This is a genomic window from Escherichia sp. WS3227_2, assembly GCF_046486495.1.
GTDB lineage: Bacteria > Pseudomonadota > Gammaproteobacteria > Enterobacterales > Enterobacteriaceae > Escherichia > Escherichia coli.
Genome location: NZ_JBJQLG010000006.1, coordinates 1 through 16,741, shown reverse-complemented (window position 1 = coordinate 16,741; position 16,741 = coordinate 1). Strand labels below are relative to the sequence as shown.

At 47.3% G+C, this 16,741-nt stretch carries 7 protein-coding genes and 2 tRNA genes; 2 read left to right on the top strand and 7 right to left on the bottom strand.

The genetic code is table 11. The annotated features are described in order from the left end of the window. Positions 1-140: 140 nt before the first annotated feature. Both amn and shiA read right to left on the bottom strand, forming a co-directional pair. Positions 141-1,595, bottom strand: coding sequence for an AMP nucleosidase (gene amn / locus ACJHXB_RS09985; protein WP_001060231.1), 1,455 nt, complete (start codon positions 1,593-1,595; stop codon positions 141-143). A 101-nt stretch (positions 1,596-1,696) separates the two neighbouring features. Then, on the bottom strand, positions 1,697-3,013 hold the full coding sequence (gene shiA / locus ACJHXB_RS09980; protein ID WP_000378562.1) for a shikimate transporter: 1,317 nt from the start codon (positions 3,011-3,013) through the stop codon (positions 1,697-1,699). Between the two features lie 314 nt (positions 3,014-3,327). On the opposite strand from shiA, the gene ACJHXB_RS09975 reads away from it, so the two are divergent. After that, entirely contained in the window at positions 3,328-4,380 is a 1,053-nt protein-coding gene (locus ACJHXB_RS09975) for a glycosyltransferase family 9 protein (protein ID WP_000477869.1), read from the top strand. Positions 4,381-4,951: 571 nt separating this feature from the next. On the opposite strand, the gene ACJHXB_RS09970 is transcribed toward ACJHXB_RS09975, so the two are convergent. The 3 genes from ACJHXB_RS09970 to mtfA all read right to left on the bottom strand — a co-directional run bounded on the left by ACJHXB_RS09970 (position 4,952) and on the right by mtfA (position 14,919). Next, positions 4,952-13,633, bottom strand: coding sequence for an Ig-like domain-containing protein (locus ACJHXB_RS09970; RefSeq protein ID WP_410233489.1), 8,682 nt, complete (start codon positions 13,631-13,633; stop codon positions 4,952-4,954). A gap of 312 nt (positions 13,634-13,945) precedes the next feature. Further along, positions 13,946-14,021 (bottom strand) — tRNA-Asn (locus ACJHXB_RS09965). A 100-nt stretch (positions 14,022-14,121) separates the two neighbouring features. Next, positions 14,122-14,919 carry a DgsA anti-repressor MtfA gene (gene mtfA / locus ACJHXB_RS09960; RefSeq protein WP_001604628.1) on the bottom strand — a complete coding sequence of 266 codons (798 nt, stop codon included), beginning with the start codon at positions 14,917-14,919 and terminating at the stop codon, positions 14,122-14,124. A 93-nt stretch (positions 14,920-15,012) separates the two neighbouring features. On the opposite strand from mtfA, the gene ACJHXB_RS09955 reads away from it, so the two are divergent. Then, positions 15,013-15,102, top strand: a tRNA-Ser gene (locus ACJHXB_RS09955). A gap of 669 nt (positions 15,103-15,771) precedes the next feature. Here the strand turns inward: ACJHXB_RS09955 and zinT are convergent. Then, positions 15,772-16,422 carry a metal-binding protein ZinT gene (gene zinT / locus ACJHXB_RS09950; protein WP_001007766.1) on the bottom strand — a complete coding sequence of 217 codons (651 nt, stop codon included), beginning with the start codon at positions 16,420-16,422 and terminating at the stop codon, positions 15,772-15,774. Between the two features lie 240 nt (positions 16,423-16,662). Continuing rightward, positions 16,663-16,741: IS3 family transposase (locus ACJHXB_RS09945; protein WP_323498327.1), on the bottom strand; the 79-nt coding region annotated here is incomplete at its 5' end.

Genomic DNA, 16,741 nt, shown 5'->3' with positions numbered 1-16,741 from the left:
TTAATATGTGGAAATCATTAAGGCTATAATAAAACTCGTATCCGCCCCAGGAAGCAAACAGCCTGCTTTATTGCAGGCTATTTGCTGGATGACTTACTAAATCCTTCACATCTATTCCTGATAAAAAGGAACAGAACTTATTATCGGAACGGCGGCTCATTAAAGGTTCGTAATTTACGCGAATGCAGTCGGTCGCCTTCTGCGCGCAGCAAATCGATCGCCCGAATGCCAATTTGCAGGTGTTCGGAAATAGCGCCTTCATAAAAACGGTTAGCCTGACCGGGAAGTTTAATCTCACCATGCAACGGTTTATCTGAAACACACAGTAGTGTCCCGTATGGCACGCGGAAACGATATCCTTGCGCGGCAATGGTTGCACTTTCCATATCAATTGCTACGGCCCGGCTTAAGTTAAAACGAAGTGCAGAAGCTGAGTAACGTAATTCCCAGTTCCTGTCATCTGTGGTTACCACAGTGCCAGTACGTAGCCGCTGTTTAACTTCCTCACCGGGCCTGCCGCTGACTAACTTGGTAGCGTCATAAAGCGCACGTTGCACTTCAGCAATGCTCGGAATAGGAATATCGGGCGGCAGTACCGCATCAAGAACGTGGTCATCGCGTAAATAAGCGTGTGCAAGTACATAATCTCCAATGGCCTGGCTTTCACGTAAGCCACCACAGTGACCAATCATCAACCAGACATCCGGGCGTAGCACCGCCAGATGATCGCAGATGGTTTTTGCATTTGACGGTCCCACGCCAATATTCACCAGAGTAATACCCTGACCATCGGCGGTAATTAAATGCCATGCTGGCATCTGGTGTTTTTTCCATGCAAGGTCGGAAATGGCTTCTTCTGGCGCTTCGGTTTCGGCGGTGATCCAGTTCCCGCCAGCACAAGAAAGGGCAATGTAGGGACTATCAGGGTCGAGGATCTGGCTGCATCCCCAACGAACGAATTCATCCACATAACGTGTGTAGTTGGTAAACAAGACGAACGGCTGAAAATGTTCAACTGGCGTACCGGTATAATGGCGCAACCGCGCGAGGGAAAAATCGACGCGGCGCGCATCAAAATGCGATAGCGGGGAGAATTCCGTTGGATGATAAATGCCGTCTGCAGTTTCATCGCCAATTTGCGCCAGTTCTGTTGTCGGGAAATAGCGAGTTAACCCAGCGCTCATTGAGCGATCAAGGGTCAATTCTGAGCCATCGATGACATAAGGATAAGGGATTTCATGCTGCGAGGGTTGCACAGAGATATGCGCACCATAATCCTGATACAGCAACGTAAGTTGTTCATTGAGATACGAACGAAAGAGAGTAGGGCGAGTAATCGTGGTGGTGTAGCTGCCTGCGTGGGTAAAGCGACCAAATGCGCGCGTTTTGGGGGGATTGGTTGTGCTACCGTCCCAGGTTACGGTCAGTGATGGATAGACAAAAAGACCTTGTTTGCGGGCGTTTTCATCAGGTAATTCGCCACTTGTAATATATTTGCCAATGGCGTTGCGTAATGCGACTACAGATTGCTCATACAGCGCATCGAGTTTATCCAGTGCCTGAGCTGGGGTCAGACCGGAGCCCTTATTATTCATGTGTGTCTCCTGTTCCATACAATTACCGCACATCCGATAGTATGTCACAGAAATGTGAAACAAAAGTGTAAGGCGAAGATCGGATGATCTTCGCCAGACTATCAAGCGCGTTGATTATCTTTCATCAACAAAGCGGTCATTGCGGAAATCAGGCATCCAGCCAGCAAATAAATGGCGACGCTATGCCAGTTCCCGGCAAAGTAAGTGATGAGTGCAGCGGCAATAAAAGGTGTAAATCCACCGCCAACCACACTGGCAACCTGATAACCGACTCCAGCGCCACTATAGCGATAACTGGCACCAAACATTTCGGTAAACATCGGTTGTTGCACACACACCACCATGTCATGCGCAATGTTTGCCAGCATTATGGAGAAGAAAACTATCCAGAAAATAGATTGTGCTTCAAGCGCCATAAAGAAAGGAAATGCGCTCAACGTTCCGATTAACGCACCTGTGATATAAACCCTGCGGCGACCAAAACGATCGGCAAGCCAGGCAAAACAGGGAATTGTCAGGCAGCTTAATCCACCTACCAGCAAACCAATATTGAGGAAAAGTTCGCGCGGTAACCCCATATTCTGGGTTGAATAATTAAGTGCGAAGGCGGTAACGATGTACATCGTCAGCAACTCGCACAGTCGTAGCGCAATAATCTTCAGGAAAGCACCAGGATGCCGTAATAGTGCTTCGATAACCGGAATGCGTTTTTTCGCGGCCGCTTGATTATGTTGCTGTTGTTCGAATTCCGCGGACTCCTCCATGCCATTGCGCACCCACAATGCTCCCAGTACCAGTACGATGCTAAACAGGAAAGGAATGCGCCAGCCCCAGCTTAAAAACTGTTCGTCAGTCGTCATCATACTGATCAATGAAACCAGTCCGGTTGAAAGCAGTAAACCTACACCGTAGCCAACTTGTACACCGCTACTGTAAAAGGCTTTTTTATTTTTCGGAGCACTTTCAACGGAAAGTAACGCCGCGCCTCCCCATTCGCCGCCGACGGCAAATCCCTGTATGGCACGCAGCGTCACCAGTAAAATGGGGGCCCACCACCCAATGGTCGAGAAGGAAGGAAGAATACCAATCAAGGCTGTCGCGATGCCCATCATCCAGACGGTCAGCATTAACATGCGTTTACGTCCCAGTCGGTCGCCAAAGTGACCGAAAATGACACCGCCGAGCGGACGGAACAGGAATCCGACACCAAAGGTGGCAAATGCGGCGAGCGTTCCCATAGCCGGGCTTACTTGCGGGAAAAACTCGCGATTAAACACCAGTGCGGCGGTAATGCCATAGAGTAAAAAATCATACCAGTCGACGACGGCACCGGCAAAACTGCCTAACGCAGCTCGTCGGGCGCGACTTAACGAAAGCGTCCCTTCATCGGGACGAGTGGAGATGAGCGTGGAGTCCATAATGATCCTGTTTGTACTGTCTTTTTATAATTAGTATGGAAAAGGTAACTCACATTGCCGTCGATCTATAAACGAACCTTATGAGACTACCTCGACAGAGCGCATCTGCAAATGATTTTATGGCTGATGAGCAACAACACGAAAAATTCGCTGGAAGATGAAAGCGCAGGAGTTGCTGGTGTTGTTTAAGGATTAAGCAGAGGCCCCACAGGTTTGAGATATGAAACATAAAAGTCCGCATATGTACAAAATAGCACCCTGATGAGTCTGATAGACTGCATTGCATTATAACCAGTAGGGAGGCGAGGTTAGGTATGTTTTTAGCATCATTGTTGAGACGTATTGCATTTAGTTACTACGATTATAAAGCTAATAATTTCAATATTGGAAAAACAGACTTTGTTGTCATCCATATTCCCGATCAAATTGGCGATGCTATGGCCATCTTTCCAGTTATTCGGGCGATTGAAATGCATAAAACAAAGCATCTTTTAATTGTTACTTCGACTATTAATTTAGAAGTCTTTAATGCGCTCAAACTTGAACAGACTAAATTAACATTAGTCACAATGACTATGCAGGATCACGCAACATTAAAAGAAATAAAAGATTTAGCGAAGAACATAACACAGCAATACGGTACGCCGGATCTTTGTATAGAGGCGATGCGTAAAAAGAACCTGAAAACGATGTTATTTATCAGTCAGTTGAAAGCAAAAACGAATTTTCAGGTTGTCGGTTTAACCATGAAGTGCTATTCCCCTTTGTGTAAGAACGCGTCCCGGATGGATCAGAATCTCAGGGCTCCCGTACCCATGACATGGGCGTTTATGATGCGTGAAGCGGGTTTTCCTGCAGTCAGGCCAATATATGAATTGCCATTAAGCGAGGATGTACTCGATGAGGTGCGCGAGGAAATGCGATCGTTAGGATCTTACATTGCGCTTAATTTAGAAGGTAGCTCGCAGGAGCGTACATTTTCATTATCGATTGCAGAAAATCTAATAGCAAAAATTCAAAGTGAAACAGATATACCAATAGTGATCGTTCATGGACCCAAAGGGGAAGATAAAGCCAGGGAACTAGTGAATAGTTATAATAATGTCTACCGTTTATCCTTGTCACCCTCGATTAAACGTTCAGCAGCAATCATAAAAGATGCTTATATCGCAATAACACCTGACACCTCAATATTACATATGGCAAGTGCCTATAATACCCCCGTTGTTGCAATTTATGCTGATTACAAAACGCGATGGCCCGCAATGGCCGATGTCTCGGAGTCAGTCGTCGTTGGGCAAAAAATTGACAATATAAGTCTGGATGAATTCGCAAAGGCATTAAAAAGTGTTTTGGCGAGAATTTGAGGCAGTACTTATGCATAGTAATGCCGATCTGTTATGAACGGTAGTGTCATCAATGCTCTGAGGCTGGTCAATCATCACAGAAAACCAGCCTTTGGATCAAAGCAGTACTCACCGAAAATGCTCATAGTCACACCGAACGCAATTCAGGTGGAACTAAAACATTCACCATCATAAATAAGACAGCCTGAACTTAAATCCCCGTTAACAGGCATACATTATAATGAGTGGTACTGATGTAATTTGTAATATTGAAATATGAACTGATATTGTTTGTTCGTCCTGACATATCTTCCTCCTTGATGTAATTAGCTAAACATTAACGTAATTTGACTGCATAGCAACAATGATAGCTATCAATAATAGCTCATGTACTTCGTTTCCCGCTGGCGTGGAACAGGTGGTTATACCATGTGTGAAAGCGTTTATTAAAAAAGAAAGGAGGCTCGACTATCTTCAGACTAACAGGGATGTATGGGAAAATGCAGGTATATTAATGGAGCGTTTGACAGCAAACGAATGTAAAAGTAGAGCGCCCCGAATGGAGCACTCTGTAAGAAAATATAGCGAAAAATTAGATGTTTTTATAGCATGCTACATGAAAATATTCAGATGTTTGAACAGAACCATGCGCCCCGTTTTCCAGGGAAACAATGTATTGTCGGCCTCCACCTGCGGTATTAGAAGACCAATATATTTCTGAATAAAAATCAGCGTCCATATAATGTCCCATATCTCCCCACTCACCGAACAGTGACCCTATTTCGCGTCGGTTTTCTCCACTGCTTAAAAGATTCACGCCAGGAATAGCGTAACCGTTGCCGATCTCGTTATTACAATAATTTTCAGCACGACTTAATGGTAAGATAATATTATTGTTATCTTTCCACCAGCCTTTCACCCGTACTTGCGTTTGGTAAATAGCGCCACCGGATCTTGGGGTCGCTGTAATTATTACAGTATTGCTATCACCGTCATTTTTGAATGTCACTTTACCAGTAGCATCAACGCCTACCCAGGAGGCAGAGCTTGAAAACGCATAATCAGCCGCCGTTTTTCCTGGTGCAAAGTTGTCATTATTCAACTGATAATACGCCCCGGTAAATCCCTGCGAAGGGAATGAAGCTGCAGGTAGGTTTGCACCATTCACTGATACTGTACCGGTCATTGGTCTGGTTCCCGCGCTAATGAATTCTATCGTGGTACTCAGACCCGCCTGGTGAACACCATTCAACACGGGGATCAGCGTTGCGATACCCTCTCCGCCGCCTGTAACAGTGGCTTTATACTCACCGTATAAATTTTGAGTGTAATCAATTGTGCTGATTTGCACATAGGGCACATTGGTACCTGATTGCACAAATTCCAGCCCTTCAGAAACATTGATCGGATGACCTGATAGATCGTGTAAAACAAGATATAGTTCAGCACTTTCGGTAAAGTCCCCTTTCAGTGATGACCGGTTGTTTTTAAGGACGGACTGCGAGGCGTCTGCCGGGCCTGCCACCAGCGTTATATCTACTGTTTGCGCCCCACCATAGCTCGTTTCTGCGCTTACCGTGACGCTCCCCGTTATCGCACCTCTTACGCTCGTTGTCGCGACTCCGTTTTGATCGGTCACCGCTGTTAATGACGTTAATGTGGCAAAGGCAAAGCCTCTTTTTAATGCGAAGTTCACATTGACACCTTCGACCAGGTTCCCACTGCTATCTTCAACAGTAGCCTTTAACGTGCTGATATCACTGTTGTTGGCCGTGAGAGTCGACGGATCAGCGATAAAACTAGCAACATGTGCTGTGCTTGGGTTGCCAGTAACCTTCACGGTTGTCTGTGTCTGAATAATTACGCCGCTATGGATCGATGCTGTCACCACATATGTACCGACTTTATTGCTGGTCAGAACGACTTGTGCCTCACCTGAAGTGTTGGTTGTCGCCGTTTGGTTACTTAACGTTGCACCTTCGGGCGTTACGCTAAAGATAACGAGTTCATGGCTCAATGGAGCCCCGTTTGCATGAGTTAACCTTACAGTCAGAGTTGCTCCCGATGGGTCATTGACGCCGATAAGTTGACTTGATGCCGTGAGTGTTAGTCTTAGATCGATTACCACCAGATCCTTCTCATAAGAGGATCCATTCGCCAGGGATGCTTTCACAGTATACGAACCGTATCTTCCAGGCGTCATGGTGACCTCAGCTATACCCTGCCTATTCGTAGAAACCGTATCCTGACTAATGACCATGTTAAAACTTGATGGCTCTGCACTGAATGTCACAAGTTGGTCAGCAACTGGATTGCCAAACTGGTCGTCGACGTGTGCTTTAACCGCTATGGGTTCTCTGATTATTACCTGACCTTCAGGCATCTCCAGACTGGTGATCGTCGCAGAATCAATATCTGCTTTGACAGTCAGCGTTCGCATGGCGGCTTCGGTAGGTGCATTTGCCAGATTAGCTGTAATTACTTTCGTTCCTGCAATGGTGCTGGTCACAAGAACTTCTGCCTTACCCTGAGCATCCGTTTCGACGCTGGTGTTACTCAGCGTGGCGCTGCCGCGGAAATTGACCATGATGCCTTCTAGCGGGTTGCCGTAAGCGTCAGTGACGCTTGCCGTCAGGGTCGCGCCCTCGGTTGTGCTCGCGGTGAATGAGCTTGATGATGCGGTAAAACCAGCCAGTTTTGCGGTACCAGCATCGGCAATCAACGTCACCTGTTTCGTATCACTGACACCATAATTGTTCACGCTAACTGTCACGGGGTAGGTGCCGGATTTTGTACCGCTCAGTGTAACTTCAGCCTTGCCGTTGATGTCTGTAATGGCGGAACCGCCTTGTCCGAGAGTGAAGCTTGCGCTCACATCTGCCGGTAGCGTGAATGTCACCGCCTCATTGGCTAACGGGTTGCCGTTTCCATCAGTCACTGTTGCCTGAAGTGTGGTCATCCCAACGTTATTGGCGATAAAGTTGTCCTCGGTAACGTTAAGATTAACCTGCGCAGTGAGCGTATCCGCAGTAAAGTTCACCACCAGTTGTCCGCTCTTACCGCCAGCCATCGATGCTGTAACAGTATGAGCGCCTGCTTTTGTACCTTTCAGCGTGACTTTCGCTTTGCCTTCAGTATCAGTAATCGCTTTACCGCCATCGCTCAGCGTGAAGTTCGCCCTCACATCTTCCGGCAGAGTAAATGTTACCTCAGTGTTGGCTATCGCATTGCCCTCTGTATCAGCGACTGTTGCTGTTAGTGTCGTGAGATCGTTATTGTCGGCAATCACCGGATCCTTCGAGGCTGCCAGCGTGATTTCAGCATTCGCGACGTTCGGCACATAGGTCACTGTGTGTTGCATCGAATCGCCATTGTCGAGGGTTGCCGTCACTTGATAAACCCCGGCTTTTGTAGCGGTCATGCTTGCGTATAAATAGCCGTCGTGGTTGGTAGTATTTATACCGTTATTACTGAGGGTCACGCCTTCACTCGGCGAAACGCTGAGGGTTACCTGATGCAGGGGTACACCATTGCCGTAATTATCATTCACCGTAATGTACAGAGCGGTATCCTCGCCTGCCAATTGTGTGTCATAAAGGGTATAAAGCGAGGTGAGATGTGCCGTAGACGCATCAGCGTCGACTTGAATGGACGTGCTAAGCGTGGAGCTACCATTTTCCAGGCTAGCTTCAATGGTATCCGGTCTCGCTCCTGTTTCTCTCGAGGAGCGGGTATTGGTATAAGTGACGGTAGCTTTACCCTGTTCGTTCGTCACGGCTTGGCCGCCGTTCGTCATTTCGGCAGATTTTGTTCTGCTGGTAAAGCTCACAGTCACACCTTTTACCGGAAAGCCATTATTATCAACGATTGTGGCGGTGATGACGCTGCCGGAGCTGTTCTGCGGGGTACCGGCGATTATGCGGTCTGGCACAGCCGTCAACTCGATAATTTTTGCCGCCGCTGTGTCGCCAATAAAATGCACAGTTTTGTTGTCGCTGGCACCATTATTAGCCAGTGATGCAGTGACCGTCTGCTCACCAAAGGCAACGCCTGCGAGAGAGGCCTGCGCGATGCCAGACTCATTGGTATTACTCACTCCCGGGGTCAGGGTGAGTCCTGAAGAGGCTGAGCTGAATGTTACCGGAAGATTGTTCACCTCATTGTCGAACTGATCTTTAACCGTTGCAGTTAGCGTTGCGTTATCGACGCCATTACCTGTGATCTCATCTTTTGACATCTGCAGGACAACCTGAGCCGAGGTTTTGTCCGCCACAAACGTTACCGGCTGCGAATCACTGGTATTGTTATTACCCAGCGTTGCGGTAACCGTATGCGTGCCCGCTTTTTTACCTTTGAGCGTGACATGCGCTTCCCCATTGGCCTGGGTAATGGCAATGCCGTTATTTTCAAGGGTAAAGTTTGCCGCAACGTCCTGTGGCATGGTGAAGTTCACCGTTATTCCCGCCACTGGATGATTCGACGGATCTGTCACCGTTGCCGTCAGCTGCACGCTGTCACTGTTATTCGTCACCACCTGTTGAGCAGGGATATTCAGCGTGACCTGCGCGTTGCTGGCATCGGGCGCAATATTGACTGTCTTCGTATCGTTGTTGCCGTTAGGCAGTGTGGCTTCGGCTGTATGAACACCCAAAACCGTGCCCTTAAGGGTAACTTCAGCAACACCACTGTCGTTAGTATTGCTCGTGCTCTGACTAAGTTGAGTATCAGCCGGGTCGGTACTTTCAGCAACACCACTGTCGTTAGTATTGCTCGTGCTCTGACTAAGTTGAGTATCAGCCGGGTCGGTACTGAAGGTGACCGGTAGATCTTTTACTACGTTATCAAAAGGATCTTTCACTGTTGCTGTCAGCGTCGTCTCATCCACGCCATTCCCAATGATTTCCGCTTTCGATGTTTGGAGGACGACAATCGCGTTGTCCTTATCCGCCACGAATGTGACTGGCTGCGCATCGCTGGCATTATTGTTACCCAGCGTTGCGGTAACCGTATGCGTGCCCGCTTTTTTACCTTTGAGCGTGACATGCGCTTCCCCATTGGCCTGGGTAATGGCAATGCCGTTATTTTCAAGGGTAAAGTTTGCCGCAACGTCCTGTGGCATGGTGAAGTTCACCGTTATTCCCGCCACAGGATGATTCGACGGATCTTTCACCGTTGCCGTCAGCTGCACGCTGTCGCTGTTATTCGTCACCACCTGTTGAGCAGGGATGTTCAGGGTGACCTGCGCGTTGCTGGTATCGGGCGCAATATTGACTGTCTTCGTATCGTTGTTGCCGTTAGGCAGTGTGGCTTCGGCTGTATGAACACCCAAAACCGTGCCCTTAAGGGTAACTTCAGCAACACCACTGTCGTTAGTATTGCTCGTGCTCTGACTAAGTTGAGTATCAGCCGGGTTAGTACTGAAGGTGACCGGTAGATCTTTTACTACGTTATCAAAAGGATCTTTCACTGTTGCTGTCAGCGTTGTCTCATCCACGCCATTCCCAATGATTTCCGCTTTCGATGTTTGCAGAACGACAACTGCGCTGTCCTTATCCGCCACGAATGTGACTGGCTGCGCATCGCTGGCATTATTGTTACCCAGCGTTGCGGTAACCGTATGCGTGCCCGCTTTTTTGCCTTTGAGGGTGACATGCGCTTCGCCATTGGCCTGGGTAATGGCAATGCCGTTATTTTCAAGGGTAAAGTTTGCCGCCACGTCCTGTGGCATGGTGAAGTTCACCGTTATTCCCGCCACCGGATGATTCGACGGATCTTTCACCGTCGCCGTCAGCTGCACGCTGTCACTGTTATTCGTCACCACCTGTTGAGCAGGGATATTCAGCGTGACCTGCGCGTTGCTGGCGTCGGGCGCAATATTGACTGTCTTCGTATCTCTATTGCCGTTAAGCAGTATGGCTTCGGCTGTATGAACACCCAAAACCGTGCCCTTAAGGGTAACTTCAGCAATACCGTTCTCATTAGTATTACGCGTGTTCAGACTCAGTTGCGTGTCTGCGGGGGAGGTGCGGAAGACTACTGACAGATTTTTAACCACGTTATCAAAAGGATCTTTTACTGTTGCTGTCAGCGTCGTCTCATCCACGCCATTCCCAATGATTTCCGCTTTCGATGTTTGCAGAACGACAACTGCGCTGTCTTTATCCGCCACAAACGTCATTGGCTGTGTATCGCTGACATTGCTGTTAGCCAGACGAGCCGTGATCATATGCGTGCCCGCTAACGTGCCGGTCAGGGAGGCGATTGCAACCCCGTTACTATCCGTCATGCCTTTTCCGCCGTTGCTAATCGAGAACCGACTTGCGACGTCGTTTGGCACAGTGAAGGTGATTTCTTTATCTTTTAGTGGGTTGCCATTTTTATCCTGCAAGGTTGCAGTCATATGTTGCGGAGCTGTGTTGGTGACGGTGATATCACCTGAAGGCACACTGAGGGTCAGGGCAGCAGTACTTTGATCACCGATAAAATTCACCTGTTGATTGGCCTGGGAACCAGAGCTCACAGAGGCCGTAACCCTATAATCACCGTTTTTTAAACTGGTCAGCGTAGCTGTGGCGATCCCGTCGTGGCTATTCACTTCGGTTTGGCTCAGTTTCGCTGCTGCTGAATTAACATTGAAGGTGACCTTGACGTCATTGAGCAGGTTGCCTTTTGCATCCCGGACTGTCGCGGTCATGGTGGCGCTGTCATTGCCGTCAGCGACCACTTCATTTTTCGACTTCTGCAGATCAACCTGCGCGGTACTCGAGTCACCGACAAAACTGACGATTAATGTTTGTTTCACGCCATTTTCAAGGGTGACTTCAACCGTGTTGTCTTCCTGCTTACTACTTTTCAGATCAAAAGTCGCCAGACCATTAACATCCGTTTTTGCGGTGTTTTGATTATTAAAGGAAGTTGCCGATCCGTTTAATACCGCAAACGTGACGGTATGATCATTGATTGGGTTGCTTCCTTCATCAGCGACATTGACCGAGACGGTATTTGCTGCATTCTCATTGGCGAGCACACCATTATTGCTGGCAGATAATGTCGCAATTTTCGCTGACTGCGGGTTGGCGTCGATGATAAATCCAGCGGTATGCAAATCTTCATTCCAGTTTTGCATTAACAGCTTCGCAGTAAGTCCACTGCCTTTGGTATAGGCGGTATAGGTTGCCTTATAGACGCCATCTGCGGTTTCTTTCCAGTCAGTAGTGACTCCTGGTTTCACGTTGTCGATGCTGACTGCGGTATTAAGTTGCTGTTTTTGTTCCTTAACAGGTTTGTCATTTTCATCTCTCAGTTCTACCGTCACCTCGATAGGATTGCCGGAGAGATAACGGTCCTTATCAATCTTAATTGACGAGTGAGTTCGCGATGACGAAACAGAAATGATATTCACCACGGCGGGGGCTTTAGCCGCATCCACACCGTTCAGCTGTGGCATCAGCGTTAGCGTGCCAGACATCGCTCCTGTGGTCAGGACTTGGGTATAGCTTCCGTCACCATTATCTTTCCAGTCAGACAGGGTGATGTCCTGAACACCTTCGTGACGCGTCGAGAGCACCAGCCCGATAACAGGATTACCAGCTGCATCATGAGCAATAAAAGTCAGTGTGGCGGTTGAATGGGAATCCGCGCTCAACGTCTGGGTACTTAACGATACCGAGGAATCTTTCTGGCTTAGCGTAGGTGCCTGAACGACTACCATGCTCTGTTCACGATTCGAAAAATTGCCTTTGACATCTTCAGCGGTGACTTCAATCGGCCAGGTGTTATCGGTTTCTGGCGTACTGGTGAACCGGTACGGCGGCAGGGTAACCAGAATATCTTTACCCGTTGTGACCACTTTACCACCGGCAGCTTCCAGAGCGGTGGCTTCGACGTTATAGCCTTTCAGGGCATATTTGGTTTGTAGCGACGAAACCAGTGATTTCACTTCTCCTGACTTCCCTGTCACGGGGTCTGTCAGGGTCAGGCGAACCAGTTCTTTTTTGCGATATTCCAGAACGATGTTGTTGTTGCGATCCACCAGATCATAACGGCTGCCTGCAAGGCTACGCCGTGCAGCGACTTCGTTCGGGTCAAGCTGTTTCTGCATTGCGCTGCCAGGTTGCCAGGTAAAATCGACGGCAAAACGGGTGTCATTTTCGCCCTGTTTACCCTGGCGTTGCTCCGCGCTGAAGGTCATCAGCGGGAAGGGGGTATAGTTAAGTCCAGCGGTTATGGCATGAGGATTACTTTGCCGATCGTCTTTATCGAACAGGGCCACTTCATCGCCATAATACTGTTCATAGACCAGTTTACCGCCAAGGTGCGGCCAGGCGGGTAGCCAGCCTTCTGCGCGTACATCCCAGCCATTGGCCGGGCGTGCTTCATAATCGTTGTCCAGTTCAGGTGCGCTGCGCCAGTTGGTCAGTCGCAAATAGCCGTTACTGCTTAATTTAAGATAGTCGCGCCAGTACTCCGCGCCAATGCCGGCGCGGGAGTGGTAACGGCTAAGATCGTGGTCGAAAAAGAAGTTGATGCCCGACATCCATGTGGGAGTGAAATGACGCCAACCCAAGCCGTTGTTAATCTGCGTACGCTCGTCAGTACGGTGGAGAGTATGCTGGCTGAAAAAGAGATTATCAGGTGTTTCATACCACGGATGGAGAAAATCGAACTGGGAATTCTTCAGGCTAAAATCTTCATCCACGCCCAGCGTGATTCTTGCGGTACCGAAGCGGCTTAACCAGTCTGTCATTGCGCCAGATGCCTGAGAAGAGGCCCATCCACGCGCCATATTGGCCGCTTGCTCGCTGTTCATATCTTCGGCGAGCAGAGACCCGATTTGCTGTGAAGTACTGGCTATCTGTTGCTCAAGGTTGTCACTGCTATTACCCGGCGGCGGGGTTAAATTTTTTTCACTAACTTGTGCCGGGACATCCAGTTCATCACCCTGGCGGACATTATCAAAACCTCGAGCAAACGTACGAAACTGGTTGAGTTTGCGTAACTCAGCCAACGAAATACCGAAACGTTCGGCAACGCTTTGGGCCGATTCCAGCGCTCCAAGGGTGTAGGGCACCGTATTGGCATTTGCAATGGCGATTTGTGTAGGAACTGGTTGTTGGGTTGCGGCGTTTACCACACCTTGTGCTGCCACAGTCATAGGGAACACAAGTTGAGTTACCAGGCAGATACCCGCAGTTAAGCGGCGTAGTTTAATACCCATCCCGCATAAGATTTGTCGGTCATTTATTTCTTCTCCACTTCTCTTCTTCGTAGCCATGCTTACCTTCCCTGAACGAGCTAACATAAATGCGCCCTTTCTAGCACAGCGAAAAAAAGTAAATCCTGATAGCAATATGATTGAAAATTAATAACTTTTCGTTAAGCAGTTTTGAGTGTGAGTTGCAAGAGGGGAGACTACTGAATTACTCAAGTTTTATAATCGAGGGGAAAATGGTGATGGCGTTCATAGCAAAACGCCCTCAACCATAAAGGTTGAGGGCGCTTAAGATGTCAAAAACCCGCTATCCGTTAAAAAGCAATGCTCAACTAAGATCAGTGACATTGCGCTAAAAAGCGAATTTTTAGAATTTGGCTCCTCTGACTGGACTCGAACCAGTGACATACGGATTAACAGTCCGCCGTTCTACCGACTGAACTACAGAGGAATCGTGTGAACGGGGCGCATATTACTTAGCGGTACCTTGTCTGTCAACACTAAATTTCATAAGCCATTTCAATTGGTTAATTAATCTGCAAAGTTGTTAATTAATGAACATTCGTCGCCGAAAACGAGTCTGTATCATTAGCGTGATGCAGTCTCTGCAAAGGATCTTGTTGATAAAATTGGCAGAAACGTTTCCACAATGAAGGGAAACGAGGAGCAAAAAGTTCTGGGGCGCTAAAGAAATATTCAGAAAGTACGGCAAAACATTCAGCAGGATCACTGGCAGCATAAGCATCGATGCTCGCCGCATTCTCGCCAACTAATTCGATTTCTTCCTGAATATTGTTCATTGCAGCATGAAGATCGTGTTCCCAGCCAGCAACCTCACGCAACGGAATAAAGGGAACTCCGCTGGCGCGATCGCCATTACGGGTGTCCAGCTTATGAGCGACTTCATGAATAATCAGGTTAAAACCAGAAGCATCAAAAGAATCTTGTATATCCAACCAGTTCAAAACGATAGGCCCTTGCTGCCAGCTCTGACCTGACTGAACAATACGTTGGTTATGCACCAAACCGATATCGTCTTCCCATTCGTCATCGACCACAAATGGCGCAGGATAAATTAAGACTTCATGAAAACCATCCAGCCATTCCAGTCCTAACTCCAGAACGGGCAGGCAAAATAGAAGTGCTATCCGGCAGCTTCTTAATGAATCCAGTTCAAAGCCCTGTAAAGGAACAAGCCGCTTTTGCTGTAAAAAACGTTCGGCAAGAGTGACTAATTTGCTTTGTTCCTGTTCCGTCAGACACGTTAAAAGGGGGATCGATAGTGCTTCCTGCCAGGGAAGGGCAGTTTGATGTGCTGATTCTTGTACTTTCCAGGGCCACTTAATCATCGTTTTGCTCGCAAACTCGTCACTTGAACAAAATTGCACGGACAGGGACTGTTAAAATGCCAAATTTCCTGGCATCATGGCAACCATCTGAACGGAGAGATGCCGGAGCGGCTGAACGGACCGGTCTCGAAAACCGGAGTAGGGGCAACTCTACCGGGGGTTCAAATCCCCCTCTCTCCGCCACTTTATCAATGACTTATCTCCCGACTTCCCGCCTTGCTTTTCCTAAACAGAACAATCGTAGAATATTCTTGAAGGATTAGATCGTCACTGTTTTCTGTTCGATACTGTGACATTCAGCACTTGATTCGCTATGGATCTGACAGGAAGGTTTCGAGCGAAAATCTGCAGTTATTCAGTCGTTTTCTTATCGGTCACCATTATTCTTTTAGACATTGATCCTACGAAGCTGCCGCAAAGTTGGTGGTGGGAACTGAAGTTGCATAGAGAAGGGGTCAATAATTGAGCAAAAAAAGGAACGCGGCCGTCAGATTAAAGCCGCGGGACAAAGTCCATAATTTCCAAGAGTTGTTGAATTTCCCAGCTTTTTTGAAAGCCTTTGTATCATACTAACAAGTAAAAAAGGTTTAAATACCAAAATTAACCTATATTTCTGGTTAGCTTTACCATGACAGATGACTTGCTCCTGGAGACATTGGCGCAGCCAGTCTGTATTGGCGAGTTGTGTATTTATTGTTCGCCGTTTTCTCAGTTTTTTTCTACAGACATAATAAAAAAGACACGTCTCAAGCATGAGCGTGTCTGAGTTTGTCTTATTTATTTGTCTTGGTAAATTATTGTCGTTACTACCAGGCACTGTTCTGTTAAATAATTGAAGTCAGCGCAAAAAAATCAATGAAACATCATCTCCTCGACCACTTCTTCGCTACTCAACTGATAGGGATAATACGTTGGCCAGTTTTCCATTTCATTTAATAAAGATTGCTGTGAATCATTACCCATAAAAATGTGAAAATGAGATGATTTTCGTGGTGCAATTATATGATCGCTAAATTGAATATATTTAGGGGCTTTGCTTTCAGGATCTTTACATTCGAATAAGTAACGAACGCCTTTCTTGCCTGATTTATAGGTGAGTATTTTGTATCCATCGTAATCATATTTACAGGATGTTGTTTCATTATTTCTATGGAATTCAACAATGCCGTCCTCAATGCCAATCATCTCGATATCTGTCACATAACCTTTGCGATAATAATCTTTAATTTCAGCAAATGTTTTAGTTTTATCTGCATCCGCTTTCTTCTGAAAGACGGGGTCAAGTTTGCCACTTTGCAGTAAAGGATAAACGGATTGCCAGACTCCATCCCAGTCACTGAGCGTTCGGTTTTGTACATTGGCATCATCAAAAACACCATTAGCAGCTTTTTGTTCGACCTCTGTTAAGGGTTTGCCGTGTGAGTGATGACCATGCGAAAAGGCAGGAGCGCTAACAATAAAGACACCTAAAGCAACAGCCAGTTTATGAAGACGAATCGCCAAAACAGTTTCCTCCAGAGTTAATGTATATGATGTGTAATGTTATATTGTAACATATAACAAAATGCAACAACTCTTAGGAGACAAGAGAATAGTTCTCTCAGGTGTGCTTATCTATCTTATTGAAATAAAATAAATTATGTCGATGATTTGAGGTTGATGACAAACGAAACATAACCTAATGCGATCTGTGTATGCCGGATAAGGCGCTTGAACTGAACCCCAAAACCTGGACAGTTTCAGTTAACCGGCTTTTTGATGCTCAGTCCGGTATTCTACCGGACTGAGTCCCCCAAGACTGAGTTTTATTCTTTTTTGATTC

What these genes read in the sequence shown, in the direction of transcription:
- amn (WP_001060231.1), bottom strand. Translation starts at nt 1,595, where the DNA reads ATGAATAATAAGGGCTCCGGTCTGACCCCAGCTCAGGCACTGGATAAA.
- shiA (WP_000378562.1), bottom strand. Translation starts at nt 3,013, where the DNA reads ATGGACTCCACGCTCATCTCCACTCGTCCCGATGAAGGGACGCTTTCG.
- ACJHXB_RS09975 (WP_000477869.1), top strand. Translation starts at nt 3,328, where the DNA reads ATGTTTTTAGCATCATTGTTGAGACGTATTGCATTTAGTTACTACGAT.
- ACJHXB_RS09970 (WP_410233489.1), bottom strand. Translation starts at nt 13,633, where the DNA reads ATGGCTACGAAGAAGAGAAGTGGAGAAGAAATAAATGACCGACAAATC.
- mtfA (WP_001604628.1), bottom strand. Translation starts at nt 14,919, where the DNA reads ATGATTAAGTGGCCCTGGAAAGTACAAGAATCAGCACATCAAACTGCC.